Annotated in this window: 18 protein-coding genes; 5 read left to right on the plus strand and 13 right to left on the minus strand. The window is 73.4% G+C overall.

Going from position 1 to position 19,636, the window contains the following annotated elements:
* The 3 genes from ACLIYP_RS22525 to ACLIYP_RS22535 all read right to left on the minus strand — a co-directional run.
* Positions 1-1,376, minus strand: a 1,376-nt coding sequence (locus ACLIYP_RS22525; protein WP_412714931.1) for an MFS transporter, incomplete at its 3' end; no start/stop codon positions are given.
* Positions 1,377-1,408: 32 nt separating this feature from the next.
* Entirely contained in the window at positions 1,409-1,846 is a 438-nt protein-coding gene (locus ACLIYP_RS22530) for a MarR family winged helix-turn-helix transcriptional regulator (RefSeq protein ID WP_412714932.1), read from the minus strand.
* Positions 1,847-2,182: 336 nt separating this feature from the next.
* Complete coding sequence (locus tag ACLIYP_RS22535) at positions 2,183-3,673, minus strand: NCS2 family permease (RefSeq protein WP_412714933.1); 1,491 nt, start codon at positions 3,671-3,673, stop codon at positions 2,183-2,185.
* Between the two features lie 346 nt (positions 3,674-4,019).
* On the opposite strand from ACLIYP_RS22535, the gene ACLIYP_RS22540 reads away from it, so the two are divergent.
* The 3 genes from ACLIYP_RS22540 to ACLIYP_RS22550 all read left to right on the plus strand — a co-directional run bounded on the left by ACLIYP_RS22540 (position 4,020) and on the right by ACLIYP_RS22550 (position 7,863).
* On the plus strand, positions 4,020-4,367 hold the full coding sequence (locus ACLIYP_RS22540; protein ID WP_412714934.1) for a DUF2530 domain-containing protein: 348 nt from the start codon (positions 4,020-4,022) through the stop codon (positions 4,365-4,367).
* A 125-nt stretch (positions 4,368-4,492) separates the two neighbouring features.
* A complete protein-coding gene (locus ACLIYP_RS22545) occupies positions 4,493-6,976 on the plus strand; it encodes an HAD-IC family P-type ATPase (protein ID WP_412714935.1) in 2,484 nt (827 codons plus the stop codon).
* Positions 6,977-7,041: 65 nt separating this feature from the next.
* Complete coding sequence (locus tag ACLIYP_RS22550) at positions 7,042-7,863, plus strand: alpha/beta fold hydrolase (protein WP_412714936.1); 822 nt, start codon at positions 7,042-7,044, stop codon at positions 7,861-7,863.
* A 70-nt stretch (positions 7,864-7,933) separates the two neighbouring features.
* Here ACLIYP_RS22550 and tgmC read toward each other — a convergent pair whose 3' ends face one another.
* The 9 genes from tgmC to ACLIYP_RS22595 form a co-directional block, all read right to left on the minus strand.
* Positions 7,934-9,055, minus strand: coding sequence for an ATP-grasp peptide maturase system methyltransferase (gene tgmC / locus ACLIYP_RS22555; RefSeq protein ID WP_412714937.1), 1,122 nt, complete (start codon positions 9,053-9,055; stop codon positions 7,934-7,936).
* Positions 9,052-10,035, minus strand: a complete 984-nt coding sequence (gene tgmB, locus ACLIYP_RS22560) for an ATP-grasp ribosomal peptide maturase (RefSeq protein WP_412714938.1) — start codon at positions 10,033-10,035, stop codon at positions 9,052-9,054. The genes tgmC and tgmB overlap by 4 nt, the downstream gene beginning before the upstream one ends.
* 11 nt (positions 10,036-10,046) lie before the next feature.
* Complete coding sequence (gene tgmA / locus ACLIYP_RS22565) at positions 10,047-10,301, minus strand: putative ATP-grasp-modified RiPP (RefSeq protein WP_412714947.1); 255 nt, start codon at positions 10,299-10,301, stop codon at positions 10,047-10,049.
* Positions 10,302-10,385: 84 nt separating this feature from the next.
* Entirely contained in the window at positions 10,386-10,733 is a 348-nt protein-coding gene (locus ACLIYP_RS22570; RefSeq protein ID WP_412714939.1) for a hypothetical protein, read from the minus strand.
* On the minus strand, positions 10,730-11,197 hold the full coding sequence (locus ACLIYP_RS22575) for a hypothetical protein (RefSeq protein ID WP_412714940.1): 468 nt from the start codon (positions 11,195-11,197) through the stop codon (positions 10,730-10,732). Before ACLIYP_RS22575 ends, ACLIYP_RS22570 begins: the two co-directional genes overlap by 4 nt.
* A gap of 94 nt (positions 11,198-11,291) precedes the next feature.
* Positions 11,292-12,503, minus strand: a complete 1,212-nt coding sequence (locus ACLIYP_RS22580) for a helix-turn-helix domain-containing protein (protein WP_412714948.1) — start codon at positions 12,501-12,503, stop codon at positions 11,292-11,294.
* Positions 12,504-12,705: 202 nt separating this feature from the next.
* The gene (locus tag ACLIYP_RS22585) at positions 12,706-13,506 is read right to left on the minus strand and encodes a GNAT family N-acetyltransferase (RefSeq protein WP_412714941.1); all 801 of its coding nucleotides are present in this window, start codon (positions 13,504-13,506) and stop codon (positions 12,706-12,708) included.
* Between the two features lie 139 nt (positions 13,507-13,645).
* Positions 13,646-14,206, minus strand: coding sequence for a Uma2 family endonuclease (locus ACLIYP_RS22590; protein ID WP_412714942.1), 561 nt, complete (start codon positions 14,204-14,206; stop codon positions 13,646-13,648).
* A gap of 19 nt (positions 14,207-14,225) precedes the next feature.
* Entirely contained in the window at positions 14,226-15,233 is a 1,008-nt protein-coding gene (locus ACLIYP_RS22595) for a hypothetical protein (RefSeq protein WP_412714943.1), read from the minus strand.
* 263 nt (positions 15,234-15,496) lie between these two features.
* On the opposite strand from ACLIYP_RS22595, the gene ACLIYP_RS22600 reads away from it, so the two are divergent.
* The gene (locus tag ACLIYP_RS22600) at positions 15,497-16,036 is read left to right on the plus strand and encodes an NUDIX domain-containing protein (protein WP_412714944.1); all 540 of its coding nucleotides are present in this window, start codon (positions 15,497-15,499) and stop codon (positions 16,034-16,036) included.
* 35 nt (positions 16,037-16,071) lie between these two features.
* Positions 16,072-16,815 (plus strand): class I SAM-dependent methyltransferase, encoded by a 744-nt coding sequence (locus ACLIYP_RS22605; RefSeq protein ID WP_412714945.1) that lies wholly within the window; start codon positions 16,072-16,074, stop codon positions 16,813-16,815.
* Positions 16,816-16,946: 131 nt separating this feature from the next.
* Here ACLIYP_RS22605 and ACLIYP_RS22610 read toward each other — a convergent pair.
* Positions 16,947-19,636 (minus strand): molecular chaperone Hsp90 (locus ACLIYP_RS22610; protein ID WP_412714946.1); only part of this gene is annotated, 2,690 nt, incomplete at its 5' end.

The following is a 19,636-nucleotide window of genomic DNA, read 5'->3' on the forward strand; positions in this document are numbered from 1 at the left end:
GAGTCCCGCACCCCGGCCGCCCGCACGCCCCGCGCCACCGGGACGAACGTCAGGCCCCGGCGGCCGCGGCGCAGGCCCACCCGCGGCCGCAGCCCGCCGATCCGGGCCAGCACCAGGGCGGTGGCGACGGCGGCCACGGCCGAGACCAGACCGCCCGCCAGGAAGCCGGCGCGGGGGCCGTAGGCGTCGGTGATCCAGCCCATCAGCGGACCGCCGAGCGGGGTGCCGCCCATGAACACCATCATGTACAGGCTCATCACCCGGCCGCGCATCGCCGGGTCGGAGGCGAGCTGGACGGTGGAGTTGGCGGTGACGTTGAAGGTCAGGCCCACCGCGCCGATGGGCACCATCAGCAGGGCGAAGACCCAGAACGACGGGGAGAGCGCCGCGGCCATCTCCAGCACGCCGAAGAGCAGCGCGGCGCCGACCATCACCCGCATCCGGCTCACACCGCGCCGGGCCGCCAGCAGCGCGCCGGCGACCGAGCCCACGGCCATCAGGCTGTTGAGCAGGCCGTAGGTGCCCGCGCCCTCGTCGAAGACCCGGTCGGTGAAGGCGGTGAGCCAGATGGGGAAGTTGTAGGCGAAGGTGCCGACGAAGCCGACGAGCGTGATCGGCCAGATCAGCTCCGGCCGGCTCGCGACGTACCGCAGGCCCTCGCGGAGCTGGCCCTTGGCGCGCGGGGCGCGCCGGGCGGTGTGCAGCTCGGCGGTGCGCATCATCAGCAGGCCGGTGATCGGCGCGATGAACGACAGCCCGTTGAGCAGGAACGCCCAGCCGCTGCCCACGGCCGTGATCAGCACACCGGCGACGGCCGGGCCGACCAGGCGGGCGGACTGGAAGTTGGCGCCGTTGAGGGAGACGGCGTTGGCGAGCTGCTCGGGGCCGACCATCTCCGAGACGAAGGTCTGCCGGGCGGGGTTGTCCACGACCGTCGCCAGCCCGAGGACGAAGGCGAGCGCGTAGACGTGCCAGACGTGGACGTGGCCGCTGAGGGTCAGCGCGGCGAGCGCGAGTCCGGTCAGGCCCATCGCCGTCTGGGTGATCAGCAGCAGCCTGCGCTTGGGGTAGCGGTCGGCGATGACGCCGCCGTACAGCCCCAGCAGCATCATGGGCAGGAACTGCAGGGCCGTGGTGATGCCGACGGCCGTCGCGGATCCGGTGAGGCTGAGGACCAGCCAGTCCTGGGCGATGCGCTGCATCCAGGTACCGGTGTTGGAGACCAGCTGCCCGGCTGCGAACAGCCGGTAGTTGCGGATGCGCAGCGAGCTGAACGTCGAGGGCTTCGCGGCCTTCCCGGTCCTCGCGGCCGCGGCGGGGTCGTTCGTGTTCTCGTCAGGTGCGGGTGCGGAGTGTGCTCCGGGTCCCGGACTCAATCGGTTTCGCCTCCTCGTGGCACTGCTCCTTCTTACAGTCGCGCGAGTTTCTCCAGGACGGGGGCCGCCGCGCGCAGACGCGCCCACTCGTCCTCGTCGAGCTGCCCGGCGAGCTCGGCGAGCCAGGCGTTGCGCTTGGTACGGCTCGCGAGGAGCATCGCCTCGGCCTGCTCGGTCTGGGTGACCACCTTCTGGCGGCGGTCGTCCCTGTGCGGTTCCAGCCGGACGAGCCCCTTGGCCTCCAGCATCGCCACGATGCGGGTCATCGACGGCGGCTGCACGTGCTCCTTGCGCGCCAGCTCGCCCGGCGTGGCGGAGCCGCAGCGCGCGAGGGTGCCGAGGACCGACATCTCGGCCGGGCTCAGCGACTCGTCGACGCGCTGGTGCTTGAGACGGCGCGCCAGGCGCATCGTGGCGGAGCGGAGGGCGTTGACGGCTTCGGCGTCCTCGCCCCGGGAAAGATCCGGCATATTCATTAGCCTAACTCATTACTTCTGCTAAGGACCAGTCCGGGGAGGCGGCGGGAGGAGTGCTCTCCACCACCCTCGCCCCGCGAGCGGGCCGGCGGGAGGAACCGGCGCGCTCCCCCACCCACACCGCGACCACGCCCCCGCGGGGTCCACGGAGCCCACGGAGACGAAAGCGCCAAGCCTACGGACGAACGGCGCGCCGTTCGAACGGGTCCGCCGCCGCGCCCCGGAACACGGAACGAGCGCCCGGACCGTGTGGTCCGGACGCTCGTTCCGTGCGGGCGGCTCCGTCCGATCCGCCGGGCGGCTCGCCCGGCTGTGGTCACCCGGTCCCGGTCACCCGATCCCGAGCACCTGCTGGATCGGGTCCAGCAGGAAGTAGACCAGGAAGCAGGCGCCGACGGCGTTCAGCAGCCACGGGATCTCGCGGAAGCGCCCGGTGGCGGTGCGCAGCAGGATGTAGGAGAGCACGCCGATGCCGATGCCGTTGGTGATGCTGTAGGTGAACGGCATGGAGATCAGCGTCAGGAACGCCGGGACGGCGACGGTCTGGTCGCTCCAGTCGATCTCACGCACGTTCGAGGCCATGATCAGGAAGCCGACCACGACCAGCGCCGGGGTCGCGGCGTGCGAGGGCACCACGGTGGCCAGCGGCGTGAAGACCAGGGCCAGCAGGAACAGCGCGCCGGTCATGATGTTCGCCAGGCCCGTGCGGGCGCCCTCGCCGACACCGGCGGTGGACTCCACGAAGCAGGTGTTGGCCGAGCAGGAGCCGAAGCCGCCGCCCGCCACCGCGACGCCGTCCGTCATCAGGATGCGGCCCATGCCGGGCAGCCGGCCCTGCTCGTCGGTCAGCTTCGCCTCGTGGCCGACGCCGATGATGGTGCCCATCGCGTCGAAGAAACCGGACAGCAGGACGGTGAAGACGAACAGCGAGCCGGTCAGCACGCCGACCTCCGCGAAGCCGCCGAAGAGGCTGACCTCGCCGATCAGGCCGAAGTCCGGGGTGCTGACGATGCTCTCGGGCACGTTGGGCACGGCCAGGCCCCACGCCGCGTCGGGGACCTGGGCAACCGCGTTGATCACCACGGCGACCACGGTCATCACGACGATGCTGATCAGGATCGCGCCCTTGGTCCTCCTGATGACCAGGACGAAGGTCAGGGCCAGGCCGAGGATGAAGACGAGCACCGGCCAGCCGGCCAGGTGGCCGCCCTGCCCGAGGCCGAGCGGCACGGTGGTGTGCGCGGCGTCCGGGTTGCGGGTGACGAATCCGGAGTCCACCAGGCCGATGAGGGTGATGAACAGGCCGATGCCGATCGCGATGGCCCGGCGCAGCCCGCCCGGGATGGCGTCCATGACGCGCTCGCGCAGCCCGGAGGCGACCAGCAGCATCAGCACCAGCCCGGCCAGGACCACCATGCCCATGGCGTCGGGCCAGCTCATCTGCGGCGCGAGCTGGAGGGAGACCACGGCGTTGATGCCGAGCCCGGCGGCCAGCGCGATGGGCACGTTGCCGATGACGCCCATCAGGATGGTGGTGAGACCGGCCATCAGCGCGGTGGCGGTGACGAGCTGGGCGTTGTCGAGCTGCTGGCCGAACTTGTCCGTGCCCGCGCCCAGGATGATCGGGTTCAGCACGATGATGTAGGCCATCGCGAAGAAGGTGGCGAGTCCGCCGCGCAGCTCGCGGCTCACGCTCGATCCTCGCTCGGAGATCTTGAAGAAACGGTCGATGCCGTTCCCGGGCGACCGGGTTCCGGGGTCGTTACCAGGGGTGCCGGGGGTGTCTGGCGTGGCCGGGGTGTCGGTGGCCGGAGCGGACATGCGTGACCTTCGCTGGGCGGTTCGGGGACGGTTTCGGAGGTTCCTCCAATGGGAACCAGCCAATCCAGAGTGCTTTCAGTATGAACGCACCACTGTTGAAAAGGCCATCCGCGGACGGGCGCATTCCACGGGCGCGGCCGTGACGCTTCCCACACCCCCTCACCCCCTCACCCCCTCACCGCCTCACCCCCACCCCCGCCCGCGCGGCTCCCGGCGGACCCTCGCAGCCCCCTCCCCACCCGGACGCCGCTCCCGGGTCGGCCCCGGTCTCCCCCCTCGTTACGCTGGTGCGGAACGCCGCGGCACGGACGGGCGACGGGGTGACGGGAAGCGAGAGGGCCAGGCGATGGGCTTGAGCAGATGGACCAGCGGCGAGCGTGAGGCGCCCGAGCCCCTGGAGGGCAACGTCGTCGCCACCGTCGTGGGCGGCACGGTCATCTGGTTCACGCTCTTCCTGGTCCAGCTCCCCTTCTACCGCTGGTTCGACGAGCACGACCGCACCTGGTGGCTGTGGACCTGCCTGGCGGGCGGCGTCCTGGGCCTGTACGGCATCTGGTTCGTCCGCCGCCGCGAGGCCACGCTGCGCCGTGAGCGCCTCGCACGGGAGACCGGGACGGACTCCGGCGCCGGCGCGGACCCGGGCACGGCCCCCGGCACAGGCGCCGCCCCGGAGGGCCCCGCGCCCGCCGAGTGACCCGCGGCCGCCGAGTGACCCGCGGCCCGGAAAATCCGGCGTTCTCCCCCGATTCGTCTCATCTCACATCCGCACTCCGGCGGCGGACCGCGCGCGAGGACGCGTTCGCCTCGTACTGTCTGGGCATGACCGAACGGGCTGAGACAGTACGAGGCGAGCGGGGCGCCGCGGAGCCGCACGAGGGCACGGTGCTCGCCGTGCCCTCCCCGCGCACGGACACGGCGGCGGATACCCCCGCCACCCGGTCCCCGGGGCTCACCGCCGCCGAGGTCGCCGAACGCACGGCCCTCGGCCAGGTCAACGACGTCCCCGTGCGGTCCTCCCGCTCCACGGCCGACATCGTCCGCGCCAACGTCTTCACCCGCTTCAACGCCATCATCGGCGTCCTCTTCGCGATCATCCTGGTCGTCGGCCCCATCCAGGACGGCCTGTTCGGCTTCGTCATCCTCGCCAACACCCTCATCGGCATCGTCCAGGAGCTGCGCGCCAAGCGGACGCTGGACAACCTGGCCGTCATCGGCGAGTCCAGGCCGACCGTCCGCCGCGACGGCGCCGCCGTCGAGGTCCGCACCAACGAGATCGTCCTGGGCGACCTGGTCGAGCTGGGCCCCGGCGACAAGGTGGTCGTGGACGGCACCGTCACCGAGTCCGACAGTCTGGAGGTGGACGAGTCGCTGCTGACCGGCGAGGCCGACCCCGTCCACAAGCGGCCCGGCGACACGGTGATGTCCGGCAGCTTCGTCGTCGCCGGCGGCGGCGCCTTCACCACCACCAGGGTCGGACGCGAGGCGTACGCCGCCCAACTGGCCGAGGAGGCCTCCCGCTTCACCCTCGTCCACTCCGAACTGCGCAGCGGCATCAGCCAGATCCTCAAGTACATCACCTGGATGATCGTCCCGGCCGCGATCGGCCTGGTCCTCAGCCAGCTCCTGGTGGAGGACCACAGCGCCGACGAGGCGATCCGCCGCATGGTCGGCGGCATCGTGCCGATGGTGCCCGAGGGCCTGGTGCTGCTGACCTCCATCGCCTTCGCCATCGGCGTCATCCGGCTGGGACGGCAGCAGTGCCTGGTCCAGGAACTGCCCGCCATCGAGGGCCTGGCCCGCGTCGACACCGTCTGCCTGGACAAGACCGGCACCCTCACCGAGGGCGGCATGGACGTGGCCGAGGTCCGCCCGCTGGACGGCGCCGACCCCGCCCGCGTACGGCAGGTACTGGCCGCGCTCGGCGGCAGCGACCCCCGCCCCAACGCCAGCCTGAAGGCCATCGCCGACGCCCACCCCGCCGCCGAAGCGGCCGGCTGGACGTGCACCGGCTCCCTGCCCTTCTCCTCCGCCCGCAAGTACAGCGGAGCGGCCCTCACCGGGCCCGGCGGCGAGACGGGCACCTGGCTGCTGGGCGCCCCCGACGTCCTGCTCGCCCCCGGCTCCCCGGCCCTCGCCGAGACCGACCGCCTCAACGAGCAGGGCCTGCGCGTACTGCTGCTGGCCCGCACCTCCCGCGCCCTGGACGACCCCGCCCTCGCCACCGACCCCACCGCGACCGAATCCGCCACCGAGCCCGCCGCCCTGGTCGTCCTGGAGCAGCGGCTGCGCCCCGAAGCCGCCGACACCCTGCGCTACTTCGCCGAACAGGACGTATCGGCGAAGGTCATCTCCGGCGACAACGCCGTCTCCGTCGGCGCCGTCGCCGCCAAACTCGACCTGCCCGGCGCGCACTCCACCGTCGACGCCCGCACCCTCCCGGAGGACCGCGAGGAACTGGCGGCGGCCCTGGAGGACGGCACGGTCTTCGGCCGCGTCACCCCGCAGCAGAAGCGCGACATGGTCGGCGCCCTCCAGTCGCGCGGCCACACCGTCGCCATGACCGGCGACGGCGTCAACGACGTACTGGCCCTGAAGGACGCCGACATCGGCGTCTCGATGGGATCGGGCTCGGAGGCCACCAAGGCCGTCGCCCAGATCGTGCTGCTCAACAACTCCTTCGCCACCCTGCCCTCGGTCGTCGCCGAGGGGCGGCGGGTCATCGGCAACATCGAGCGCGTCGCCAACCTCTTCCTCACCAAGACCGTCTACTCGGTGCTGCTGGCCCTGCTGGTCATCGTCTCCCAGGTGCCCTACCCGTTCCTGCCGCGCCATCTGACCCTGCTGGGCGGCCTGACCATCGGCATCCCCGCCTTCTTCCTGGCCCTGGCCCCCAACAAGGAGCGCGCCCGCCCGCACTTCGTACGGCGCGTGATGCGGTACGCGGTCCCCGCCGGCCTCATCGCCGCGACCGCCACCTTCACCGTCTACCTGCTGGCCCGCCACCACTACACCGGCCCGGACGCCCTGGAGGCCGAGACCAGCGCGGCGACGCTGACGCTGTTCCTGGTGGCGCTGTGGGTGCTGGCGATCATCGCCCGCCCCTACACCTGGTGGCGGATCGCCCTGGTGCTCACCATGGCCTCGGCCTTCCTGGTGGTCCAGGTCACCCCGTTCCTCCAGGACTTCTTCGCCCTCCGCCTGGTCGGCACGGTGATGCCGTGGACGGCCGTCGGCGTCGCCGCCGCCTCGGCCGCCCTCCTGGAGGTCACCTGGCGCTGGATCGGCCGCCGCTTCCCGGACTGACCCCGCCCCGGCCGCCCGCGGATATCCGCGGGCGGCCCCGCCTCCGCGTCCCTACCCTGTCCCGAGTGACGACTCCGGCGACGCTCCTCTCCCACGACACCGCCGGCGCCCCCTCCGGCGACGGGCTCTCCGACGACGGCACGGCCCTGGTGCTGCTGCACTCCTCGGTCTGCGACCGGCGCATGTGGGACCCGCAGTGGGCGCCCCTGGCCGGGGCGGGCCACCGGACGGTGCGCTGCGACTTCCGCGGCCACGGCGACACCCCGGCCGCGACAACCCCCTACCGCGACGCCGACGACGTACGCGACCTGCTGGACGCCCTCGGCATCGGGCGGGCCGCCCTGGTCGCCTCCTCCTACGGCGGGCGCGTCGCCCTGGAGTTCGCCGCGCGGTGGCCGGACCGGGTGACCGCCATGGCACTGCTCTGCCCCGGGATGCCCGGCCACGAGCCCGGCCCGGAACTGGCCGCCTTCGACGCGCGCGAGGAGGCGCTGTTCGAGGCCGGCGACCTGGCGGCCGCCGTCGAACTCAACGTGGCCACCTGGCTCGGCCCGTACGCCGGCGAGGCGGTGCGCGAGAAGGTCCGGCGGATGCAGCGGCACGCCTTCGAGGTGCAGACGGCAGCGGAGGAGGAGTGGGGGGAGATCGGCGAACTCCCCGAGCCCGCCCTCGACCTCCGCGCGATCACAGCCCCCGTCCTCGCCGTCTCCGGCGCCCACGACCTTGCAGACTTCCGCGCGATCGCCGCCCGCCTGGCCGACCTGCTCCCCGATGCCCGCCACCTCGAACTCCCCTGGGCGGGCCACCTCCCCGGCCTGGAACGCCCGCAGGAGACGACGGCGCTGCTGACGGACTTCCTGCGGGAGAGCTGTGGCGCGGGCGCGTAGCGGGAGGAGCCCTGTCCGCCACCACGGAGAACGGCGGACGGACAGGGCAGCGTGCGGCGTCAGCCCGCGGTCACCCCCAGGTGAGGCTCTGTCCGCCGGGGCCCACATGCAGCCGCATACGGTCGGCCGGCGGGCATCCGTCCGCCTGCCACCGGGCAAGGCACCCGGTGATCTCGTCCCACAGGCGGGCCGCGCCGCTCTGCCGCACCATCCACCGCGCGCCGTCACGGAAGAGGACCGCCCACGCCCCGGCCTCCACGTCGATCACGACGTGTTCCGTCCGGCCGTCGCGTTCCAGCACGAGCCGCTGTGCGCGAGGCGCGGCGAACTGCGCGACGAACCGGGCCGTCCAGTCGTCGAGCACGTCCGCGTCCAGCTCCGCGGGCTCCGTGTCGCCCTCGTCCAGGTCCGGCAGGAGGCCCAGCGGGGGCGGAAGGTGGGGGCGGGCCAGCATGAAGGAGGCCTGTCCGCCGAGAACCGGCCCGTCGGCCGTGCCGTCGTCGGCGACCGTGAGCCGCACGAGCTCGGAAGCGTGCATCCATCCGCCGACCGTGACCAGAACCTCACCGCCGGGCCGGGTCTGCGCGAGCCAGTCGGCCGGCACGGTACGCACCCCGCACGTGGCGATCACCCGATCGTACGGGCCGCCCCCCTCGCAGCCCGCCAGACCATCACCGACCACACGGGCGGGCCGGTATCCCGCACCCGCGAGGGCCACTCCGGCACGGGCGGACACCTCCGCGTCGACCTCGACCGTGGTCACGTTGTCCTCACCGACGACATGGCAGAGCAGCGCGGTGGAGTAACCCGTGCCCGTGCCGATCTCGAGGACGCGCGTCCCCTCGGCCGCCCGCAGGTCCTCGAGCATTCGCACGACCAGACTCGGCAGGGTGGACGAGGACGATGGGGCCGCGGCGATCCGCCCCTCCACCTGGTCGGGGAAGACCCCTCCGGCCACCTGCGTCACAAGGGTGTCGTCCTCGTAGATCCGCGCGAGCCCCTCCCCGGAGCCCCCGGCCACGGGGCGGTACCAGCCGCCGTCCTCGTACTCGAACCAGCCGCGCGCGAGGAACGCCTCGCGGGGCACCGACATGACGGCCGCCTCCCACTCGGGGCTGAGCAGGACGCCGGCCTCGGACAGGCGCCGCGCGAGGACGGCCTGCAGGTGTTCCGAACGCAGGGGATCAGTCATGCCGGGCTCATTCCGTTCTCCAACAGGTCTGCGATTGCGTGTGTGATCGGCAGTCCGGCCACGTCTTCAAGCCACGCCCACTGGCCATTGGGGTTGCACTCCAGGAACCACCACGCACCGTCCGCGGTGACGGCGAAGTCGAAGGCACCGAAGTTCAGACCGAAGTCGGCGAGGAACCGCACCAGCGCTCCGCACATGTCCTCCGGACATGCGACCGGTTCATAGGTGAGATTCCGATACTCGGCTTTCCAGTCCACGACCCCGGGTGGCGCGGTGATCCGGGCGCTGAACACCTGCTCGCCGACGACAACCGCCCGCACGTCCGCCACCTTGGGTACCCGGGCCTGGAACAGGTGCGCGCTGTGGCCCACCGCGCCGTCGATCTCGTCCGCCTCGACGGGTGCGGCCCAGATTCCGGCGGGCTCGCCATCGACCTCGTAGGTCCCGGCGTGCAGCGGCTTGTAGATCGTGGGTCGTTCGGCACAGAACCGCTCGGCCTCCTCCGGTTCGTTCGTGATGAGGGTGGCCGGGACCGTGAGCCCCACCCGGGTCGCGGCGTCCAACTGCGCGGGCTTGTACTCGGCCCTTGCTATGGCCTGCGGATGACTCAGATACAGGCATCCCGGCAGCGCGCCCAGCACACCGCCCAGGCCACGCCGGTTCTCCTGCGCGGCGAACCGGGCCGTCCGCTCGCCGCTGCCCGTCGGACAGGGAGTCGGCCGACGGTGGTACAGGGCGCGCACCGCGGAGAGGTCGGCCGTACGCTGCCCGAACGTCAGCCGCCCGGCCCATCCTCCGCCGGACTCCGCCCGGGCGGCGCCCCCGGCCCCGATGCGCGCGGCGAGCACCACGGGCGTCGGGAAGTCGCGCCCCGGGTCGAACCGGATGACGGGCACCCGGCGCCGGTTCAGTTCCGTGATGACCAGGTCAGCGGTCGCGTCCTCGGACTCCGTGCAGACCAGCACCGGGCGTCCGTCCATGACACTCCCCCTCAGTCCTGCGTCGCGTCGTGGCCGGAGTCGGAGTCCTGCTTCCCGTCCTTGCTGACCTGCGTGGGCGGGTAGGTGTTCACGCTCGTTCCGTGCTTGCCGAGTTCAGCCGGCGTCATCTGTCCGCCCTCCCCAACCCACCGGCCGGTCTGCGTGGTCGGGTCGATGCCCGCGTACCGCCACGGTGATGAGGGAGAGTCGTTGCGCAGCGGAACCATACGGCGCAACCCCCACGGGGCCGGTGCGATGGCCTTCATACCTACGAGGTTCGTCTGCAAGTCTCCTCCTTGGTCACTTCATACGGTGGTGTCGCGCGACTCCGCCCGACAGGAGCGGATGCATCAGTCGCGGGGTGATCGGTGACGTCCTCCGAGCACGCCTGCGAGCAGGGTGCGCGGCGGGGAATGCGCGGTGAGTGCGACGGGCTGTACGGCGCGGTCGGCCGCTCGGTCCCGGTCGTGCGACTGGATACGCGCCATGTGGTCGAGTTCTGCGATGCACGGGCCGCACGCGTACACGTCGCCCGTCGTACCGGGCGTGGTCACGGACCCGACCCACAGCACGCGCACGCCTTCCCGTCGGCAGTACAGCCAACAGGCGCCGGTCACCCACTGGTTCCCGTCGTCCGTCTGCGCGACGAGCGGCCATGCGTCGCACCATGTGCGCGCCATGGCCGGGGCGAAGGTCATGCCGTGCCCCCGTTCACCCGAGCGAGTTCCAGGAAGCCTCCTGCCTTCTCGATCTCGCGCGCCACCTCGTCGTACTCCTGCGGAACGGGCGAGACCATCGAGCGCCACGCCGTGAGCACCGCCCCGGCCTCGCCGCTCCTGACGCACTCGACGGCCTGTCTCAAACCGTCACGCCCCTGCGGCGGCAGCAGCCCCACGCGCTCCTCGATCACTCCCGTGATCTCCCACCCGAACGCCTCGGCGTGCTTCGTGCACTCCTCGCGAGGGCCCGTGATGTCCGTGTTGGGAGCACCGCACAGATAGACCACGCAGCGGAACCGCTCGGTCCTCGCGGCCTCGGCGGACACACCGGCCTCACCCGGCGCGACGCCCGCCGCCGCGTCCGCCAGTGACCGACGCAACCGCAGTTCGCCTTCGGTTCGGCGGGTCCCGGATCGTTCCGGCCCGCTCTGGATACTGACCATGCGTCAATCGTGCTCGCCTAATGACACACAGTGAAGTCACGAGGCGTAGGACCTGACGATGTGGCTGGACCCCGACCCGTACGCTCCGTAGGACTCAAGCGATCAAGGGCACGCCGATGAGTTCGCCGATGTTCCGTACGCGTGCGGTGGACACCTTCGCGAGGCGCTTCCCGATGACACCGGGCAGCGCCTGATGCCTGACCCACTCAGGAGCGTCGAGCCCTACCTCGATCAGCGTGTCTCCGGCCTGGTCGTGGAGACCGGCCGCGCACTGCGCGAGAGCGACATCGAGCCGGTAGCGGTTGCGGGCCACCTTCGACATGGACTTGGGAAGCTTCTTCATGTCCGGGTGACCGGCGAGTTTGAGTGCACGCCCGTAGTCCTTCAGCGCGACGTGGATCCCGACGGCCTCGGTCTTCGCCGCCGTCGGACCGAAACTGGTCCCGTACAACCTCTCGTCCCGCCCCAGCCTCGCCGCCGCGGCGTGCGCCTGCGAGATGTAGTCGTCGGCCGCGCTCCTGTCCTCGCGCCTCGACGCCGCCACAGCCGCGGAGATCATCAGCCGCCCGTACGCGAGCAGCTGCGGGCGGGATCCGTTGCTGAACGACGGCTCGATCACCAGTGCCGCGCGCTCGGCCACGGCCACCGCCCGGGACAACTTGGCACCCCGCAGATGGATCCATGACAGCGTGGACTCGAGCAGCGCCGTCATCACAGGGTCGTCGACGTCCCCCGCGAGATGTTTCGCCGACGTGAGCGCACTCAGCGCGAGGTCACGCTGCCCGAGCCCGTTCGAGCACGACGCGGCCACGCGGTACGTGCTCGCCAGGATCGATCCCAGTCGCTCGCGCTCGCTGCCGGTGGCACTGGCGTACCTGGCCTGCCCTTCCATGAGGACCTTCGAGGCGTAACTACTCACCTTGGCCGTGTCGCTCGCCCAGTAGGAATCCCACGCGCGGTCGCGGGCTTCGCCCAGTTCCTCGACGGTGCTCGGGTCGTCGATACCCTCCCACTCGCCGAGGGCGCTCTCGTGCACGGCGTCGGACAGCTGGCGCAGCGCGGCACGGTCGCCCCGGTCCATGCCCCGACGCGGCGCCTGCTGCCCCAGGATCACGGAGACGTCCGTGTTCAGCGCGTGGGCGAGTTTGAGCAGGGAGCCGACGGACAACTCCCCGCGGTCCTGCTCGGCTTTCTGTACCAGGGCGAGGGACAGCCCCGCCGCATCGGCGAGCCCCTGCTGTGTCAGATCGGAGCCTCGCAGGTGCTTGATGCGCTTACCGTTCGTCAGATCAGCCCAGCTGCTCACGATCACCCCAGTGCGTTTGCTCCGGCTGCTGCTATCCGATGGTAGGTCCAGACGCCCGGGGAGGAAGGGGACAGCCGCGGAATCCGAGCGCACTCGGCCCAGCCCTCGCGGAGAACGCTTCCGTCTCACGGCCGGCCGTCAACTCCGTGCCGCCTCGCCCGCTCCCGTGGCTCACCGGCGCCGAGGGGCGCCGGGCGGGTGGTCAGCCGGCCCGGGGGCGCGGCGGCGTCCACACGTAGGGCGTGGTGGTGGTCACCGCGTGAAAGCCCAGCCCGCGCAGGATCGGGGCGCTGTCGTCGGAGGCGTCCACCTGGAGGTACCGGACGCCCCGGGCCGCGGCGAGTTCCGCGCGGGCGGCGACCAGCGCGCGGTAGATGCCCCGGCCGCGCCACGCGGGCAGCGTCGATCCTCCCCACAGGGAGGCGAACTCGGTACCCGGGTAGAAGACCAGCCAGGCGGCGCAGACCACTTCGCCGTCCGCCTCCGCGACCAGGACGGCGATGTCTTCCGGGGCCGCCGCGGCGCGCCCGATCAGGTCGTCGCCGAGCCAGCCGAGGTCCTCGCCCCAGACGGCGGACTCCATGGCGGCGATGCGGCGCATGTCGGCGTCCGCGGTGACCCGGCGGACGGTGACGCCGTCCGGCAGGTCCGGGTGCCCGGCCGTCTCGCGGGCGAGGCCGATGACGACCGTCTCCCGCTCCTCGGGAACGAATCCCGCGGCGCGCAGGCGGTCGGTGAGGTCGGCCGGTTCGTCGTGTCCGCGTGTCTTCCACTCCACCGCTTCGCCGCGCGCGGCGAAGTAGTCGCGCTGCCGGGCGATCAGCCCGTCGAGTTCGGCGCCGCGCAGCCCCGTGTCACGTGGTGTGGCGACGAAGCCGCGGTGTCCGCCGACGATCCGCACCACCGGCCCGTCCTGCTCGTACCGGACTCCGGCCGGAGGGTTGGCGGGTGGTCTGCGCATCTGCTCGTCGTAGGCCGCGAGCAGGCCGTCGAGATCCGTCACGGCTCCGACTCTACGAGTGCCCGCAACCGGTTTTCCCGGCTGTGCGGGCGGCTGCGGACAGGGGCATGCGGCCGCCGGCCGGACCGCCCGCCCCGGACCGGTTCGTCCACCCGGGAGGGGCCCTTCGGCAGCACGCGGCTCAGTAGGCGTACAGCGCCGTGGTGTCGAGCACGGTGCCGATCGGCTCGCCCACCGGCACCGGCTCGCCGAACTCGCTCTCGCGCACCGCCCGGTAGCGCTCGCCGACCGGCTCGGAGTGCAGCAGGCAGACGCCCTTGACCGGATTCACGACCAGGTAGTACGGAATCCCGGCCACCGCGTACTTGCCGACCTTCCGGTCCAGGTCGTTCTCGGGGTTGGACTCCGAGACGACCTCCGCGACGAGCAGCAGTTCGTCGGCCGGGAACTGCTTGAGCCGGGTCCCCCGGTAGGAGGGACCGGCCACCGACACGTCGGGGCGCAGGAGGGTCCTCCCGTGCCACCCCCCGTAAACGGTGTCGACCTCGGTCATCACGCACCACCCGGGCATGAGCTGGGAGGCGACGGCGAGCACCATCTGCCCGCGAGCGCTGCTCGCCACGGCGTCGATACGGATTTCCCCGTCGATCATTTCGCCCCCGATGTCCGGGAACGCGGCGTCGATCTCCTCGAACCGCCGCATCTCCTCGGACACCACAGGGCCCTCCATCCGCGCCGTCATGGTGCGCCCCCTCTCACGCCTACCGGCCCGGAGCAGTGCCGCGAAGGGCGCCCGCACGGGAGTCACGCGGCTCGCCCGGCGAGCCCCGGCGCCGTCCTCGGGCCATGGCCGCGCGTACGGCGTCGGCCTTGCGGCGTACGTCCACAGCCTGTGCGCCGTCCTGTGCGCCGCCGGAGCCGTCGCGGCGCTCCCCGCCCCGGCACTCCCGGCACAGCCCGCCGGGCAGGGCCTCCGGCCGGCCCGGCGCGCCGCACACCGTGCACTCCACCAGCCTCAGGGTGCGGCTGCGCACCGGCTGGGGCGGCGGGATCTTGTGCTCCAGCCGCCAGGCGGCCACGGCACGGGGCGAGTGCACGCCCTCGCCGGGCAGCCCGGCCGTCAGCGCCTCGACCACCTGCCGCTCCCCCGCGCCCCGGGCGAACCACTGGGCCACCAGCGGTGCCAACTCCTCGCAGTCGGCCGCCGACAGGCCCATGCGCGGGTCGGCCTCCCCCAGCCGCGCCAGCGTCCCGTAGGCCCGCGACCGCTCCGGTCGCTCCGGCCGTTCCTGTGCGGCGTCCGGCTCCGGAGGCGTACCCGCCGGGGTGGTCTCCTCCTCCGGAGCGGCCTTCCCGGCGGTCTCCCGGACGGCCCCCGGTTCGGCGGATTCCGTCTCCGCGAAGAAGCCCGCCCACCAGGTGTCGGAGCGCGGGACGCGCGAGAAGTACGTCCGCGTCACCCACTGGCCGCACCCCGGCGGGCGCTCCCGCACACGCCTGAGATGACCGGCCGCCGACATCTGCCGGAGTGCCGTGCCGACCGCCTGCTGGCCGTAGGGCAGCCGCGCGGCCAGCGCCTTGATGGAGATGTCGGCGCCCTCGGGCAGCCGGTCGATGTACGCGGCGACGGCCGCGGCCCGGGGCTTCAGCTCCGCGAAGTCGTCCTTGCGGCGCGGCCGTTGTCCGGGGACGTGCCGCTTTCCGTAGCCGGAAACGGCCATCGGGTGCTCGCCGGAGGACGCGGAAAAGCTACAGTGGTTCCCAGCCATGGGATCGGTTTCCTTCTAGCTTGTCGATCTCGTTGGTCAGGCCCCCGGAGGTGTTCGCAGCACCTGTCGGGGGCCGTTGCTTGTGCGGGACGCAACGCTGCATCGCCACGCCGAAGCGTGGCGCTCCGGTCACCAAAAGTCAACTCGCCTGCTTACGGCCTCACTCGCGGAGGGAGGGCGGGTGGGTCTGCGACCCACCCGTTCCACCGATAGAGCGCTCGGATCCCGCGTCCCGGAACCCGAGATCCGGTAGGAGTAGGGGCATGACCTCCACCAGCGACGAGCCCGCCGGGCTGCCGTTCCCGATGCCGCAGGCCGAGTACCTGGCCACCCTGCCCAAGGCCACCGTCTACGCCTGCGTGTACTTCACCGACGCGCGCGGGCGGCCGGTGCAGCTGCGTTCGGTGTACGGCAGGCGGTTCTGGCAGATCCCGGGCGGCAACATGGACCCGGGCGAGGACCCGTTCCAGGCGGCCTCGCGGGAGACGTACGAGGAGACCGGGCTGCGGGTCGAGGGCCCGTGCCCGCTGCTGCTGGTGCACTACATCCGCTCCGACCCGGCCGAGGCGCCGCTGGCGAAGGTCGGCTTCTGCTTCGACGGCGGCACGCTGAGCGACGAGGAGATCGCCTCGATCCGGCTGGACCCGGAGGAGCACGACCGCTGGGCGGTGGAGGACTGGTCCGTGTGGGAGCGGCTGATGACGCCCGAGGGCTACCGGCGGCTGGCCGCCCTCGCCGAGGCCCGCCGCACCGGCCGGGCGTCCCTGCTGCTGAGCGAGCCGATCCTCGGAGGGCCGGCGTGACGGGCGGGCCGGGGCCCGCAACGTGCGGGACCGGGGTGTCGGTCGACCGCGCCTACCGCGATCCCGTTCTCGCCGCCCTGTACGACGCGCTCAACCCGTGGGGCCCGGGTGACGACTTCTACCTGGAGCTGGTGATGTCCGCCGCCTCGGTGCTGGACGTCGGGTGCGGTACGGGCACGCTGCTGCGCCGCGCGCGGGAGGCCGGGCACGGCGGGCGGTTGTGCGGGCTCGATCCGGCCGCCGCGATGCTCGACCGGGCACGGCGGGAGGCGGCGCGGTCGGGGGCCGGGGTGGAGTGGGTGCTCGGGGATCTGGGATCGGCCCGCTGGGAGGGGGAGTTCGAGTTGGTGGTGATGACCGGGCACGCTTTCCAGGTGCTGCTCGGGGACGGCGAGGTGCGTACCGCTCTGGCCGCCGTGCGGGCGGCGCTGGCCGACGGCGGGCGCTTCGCGTTCGAGACCCGCAATCCGGCGGCCCGGCCGTGGGAGCGCTGGACCCCGGAGCACGCGGTCGAGGTGGTGGACGGCACGGGCGCGGCGGTACGGGTCGCGCACCAGGTCCAGGAGCCGGTGGCGGGCGGCACCGTCCGCTTCACCACGACCTTCACCGGACCCGGCTGGGAGCGGGTCAGCCGCAGCGAACTGCGGTTCTGGGACGCGGAGGCGCTCGACGGCCTCCTGGCCGGGGCCGGGCTGGCGGTCGCGGAACGCTACGGGGACTGGGCGCGGGGCCCGCTGACGGACTCCAGTCCGGAGATCGTCACCGTCGCGCGGCGCTGACGGAGCCTGCGGGGCGGGCGGCCCCTGGGCCCCCCGGCCCGGGGCCCGGGGCCAGGGGCCGGGGCCAGGGCCCGGGGCCAGGGGCCGGGGCCAGGGGCCGGGGCCAGGGGCCGGGGGCCGGGGGCCGGGGGTCAGTCGAACCAGCGGTCGCGGGCCAGTTCGGCGACCCGGGAGGGGTCCTCCAGCAGGGCGGCGGCCTCGAAGCGGCGCGGCCACTGGCCGGCCGCCCAGGCCAGACCGGCCGCGACGCCCTCGACGGTGGCGGCGTGGAGGGTGCCGTCGGGGGTGAGCCGCCAGTCCAGCTCCACGCCGCCGAGGACGAGTTCGTCGTGCTCGACGTAGGTGGCCGGGGCGCCGGGCAGCAGGACGCGTACCGCGTCGGGCACCTCGCGCACCTCGCCCGCTCCGGCCTCGGGAGCGGGCAGGTCCGCGCCGACCGTCTCGCTGAGGCGGCGTACGTCGAGTACGGCGGCCAGCGAGGCGGCCAGTGCCGGGCGCACCGGCAGCAGCGGGCGGCCGGCGGCCAGGGGCAGCAGGTCGGGGGCGTCGGCGACCAGCGCGTCGGCGGCGTCCACCAGGCGTACCCCGCCGTCGGCCACGGCGCGCAGCTCGTCCGGCAGTGTGACCTCGTCCGGGTCCAGCTCCGCCAGCAGGGTGTACAGGCCGTGGAGCTGGGCGGGGGTGACGGGCGCGGCCGGGTCGGCGAGGCGGCCCAGGAGTTCGGAGGCGCCGCCGGGCTCGTCCAGCAGGGCGGCGGCGGAGGTGCGGATGCCCAGGGCGCGCAGCACCTGCTCGTCCAGGTCGGAGGTGGCGGCGGGCGCCTCCTCGTACAGGCCCGCCAGCAGCGGGTCGCCGCCGGCCGCGCGCAGTCCGGCGGGGCGGCGGCCGTCCAGGACGGGGTGGCCGCGCAGCCACCAGGCGGTGTAGGGGCGGACGGTCTCCACCGTGCCGTCCGGCAGCAGGACGCGCACCGGGGTGGTGAGCGCGTCGCGCAGCGGGGGCCGGGAGAGCATCCGCAGGGCCTGCGGCCAGTGGTCGTCGTCCACGAGGTCCAGGTCGCGTACGGCGAGCAGTTCGGAGACCACCGGCGGGACGGCGGTCTCGGGCAGGGTGTCGAGGACGTCCTCGCACCACACGTCGACGGCGTCCAGCAGGCCCGCGTCGTCGGGCTCGGGGAAGTCGGTGTCGCGGGGCTCCAGTTCGTCCGGGTCCAGGACGACGTCGGTGGCGCGCACCAGGGCGAAGTCGGCGAGCACGCCGGCCGCGGCGAGGGTCTCCTCGCCCCACCGCTCGGCCAGTTCGGCGTCGCAGGCGGGCAGTTCGCCCTCGCGGACGACGCGCTCGAAGGCGCTGCCGGGGAAGACGAGTTCGGCGGCCGGGGCGAGTTCGCCGTCCTCGTCGGGGAGGGCGAGCGCGCCCAGCCAGGGCTCGTCGCCGGGCGAGAGGCGTGCGTCGCGGACGAGGGCGAGGACGGTGTCGGCCAGTTCCTCGGCGTCCAGGGGGCCGCCGTCCTCCTCCTCGTCGCCGTACCACGCCTCCTCGGCCTCCAGCGAGGCGGCGACGGCCGCCCGCACCTGCGGGGTGGTGAGCACCGCGCGGGGTGTTGCGGGGGTGGCGCCCAGCTTCTCCAGCAGCGGGTGGGCGGCGTCGGGGTGGGCGACCTTCAGGCCGAGGCGGGTCAGCGAGCCGGCACCCGTGGTGTCGGGCAGGGGCAGCAGCACCCGGCGCGGTCCGATGGTGGTGCGGCCGTCGGCGAGGGGGACGGGCAGGCCGGTGAGCCGGTCGGGGTCGGTGCCGGCGAGGGAGTCGTACAGCCGCCGCCACCAGGACGGGTCCCGCTCCACGCCGGCCAGCCGGTCGATCAGCTCGCCCAGCGGCACCCGGGGGACGCCGAGGGTGCGCAGCTCGGTGCGGCGTTCCAGCCCGGCGGGCAGCAGGGCGGGGAACAGTTCGGCCAGGACGGCGACCGTGTCGGCCCCGGCGCCCTCGGCGATCTCGGCGTCGGCGGGGCGCAGGGCGTGGGGCTCGCCGCCTTCGCCGGCGGCGGCACTGGCCAGGAAGGGGGTGCGCCGCAGCCGCTCCAGGACCAGGCGGCGCAGTTCTCCGTCGAGTTCGGCCCTGCCCAGGGGGCCGGGCACGAGGTCGACGGTGCCGGTGGTGACCGGCCGCCAGTCGCGCAGCAGGGCGGCGTAGACGTCGGCGGCGCGCTCCAGCAGGAAGTCGGCCAGCGGTCCGGGGGCGATGTGGCGGCGGGTGGGGTCCAGCGGGAAGGAGGCGATGAGCAGGGCGGGCAGGCCGATCGGCTCGTCGGTGGGGGTGGGCGCGTGGACGACGGGCACGGTGCGGGCGGGTGCGGGGGCGCCGTCGGCGTCGACGGGTACGGCCCAGGTGACCGACCAGTACGGCCGCCGCCGCTCCTCGACGGGGCGGTCGGCGAGCAGGGCGGGGTCGGTGCGCCCGGCGTCGGCGGCCACGCGCCAGCGGGTGGCGCCCTCTCCCCCGCCGGCGCCGCTGTCCTCGACCACGACGTGGGCGCCGTCCTGGCGGCGGGTGAGCGTACGCACCCCGCCGTCGGTCTCGATGACGACCTCGGTCAGGCCGGGGAGGGTGAGCAGCAGGGCGTCGTCGACCGCGGTGAGCAGCCGGGCGGCCAGCTCCTCGGCGGCGCCGTCGCGCAGCGGCAGCACGACGGCCGTGTCGTACCCCTGGGGTGCGGTGCCCTGGGCGGGCATCGGCAGGCGCAGCAGCGGTACGTGGCCCTCGCGGCGGCGCAGCTCGTCGGCGAGGCCGGGGTTGCGGGCGGCGGCCTCGGCGGCCATCT

The sequence above is a fragment of the Streptomyces nanhaiensis genome (assembly GCF_046614825.1).
Lineage (GTDB): Bacteria > Actinomycetota > Actinomycetes > Streptomycetales > Streptomycetaceae > Streptomyces > Streptomyces radiopugnans.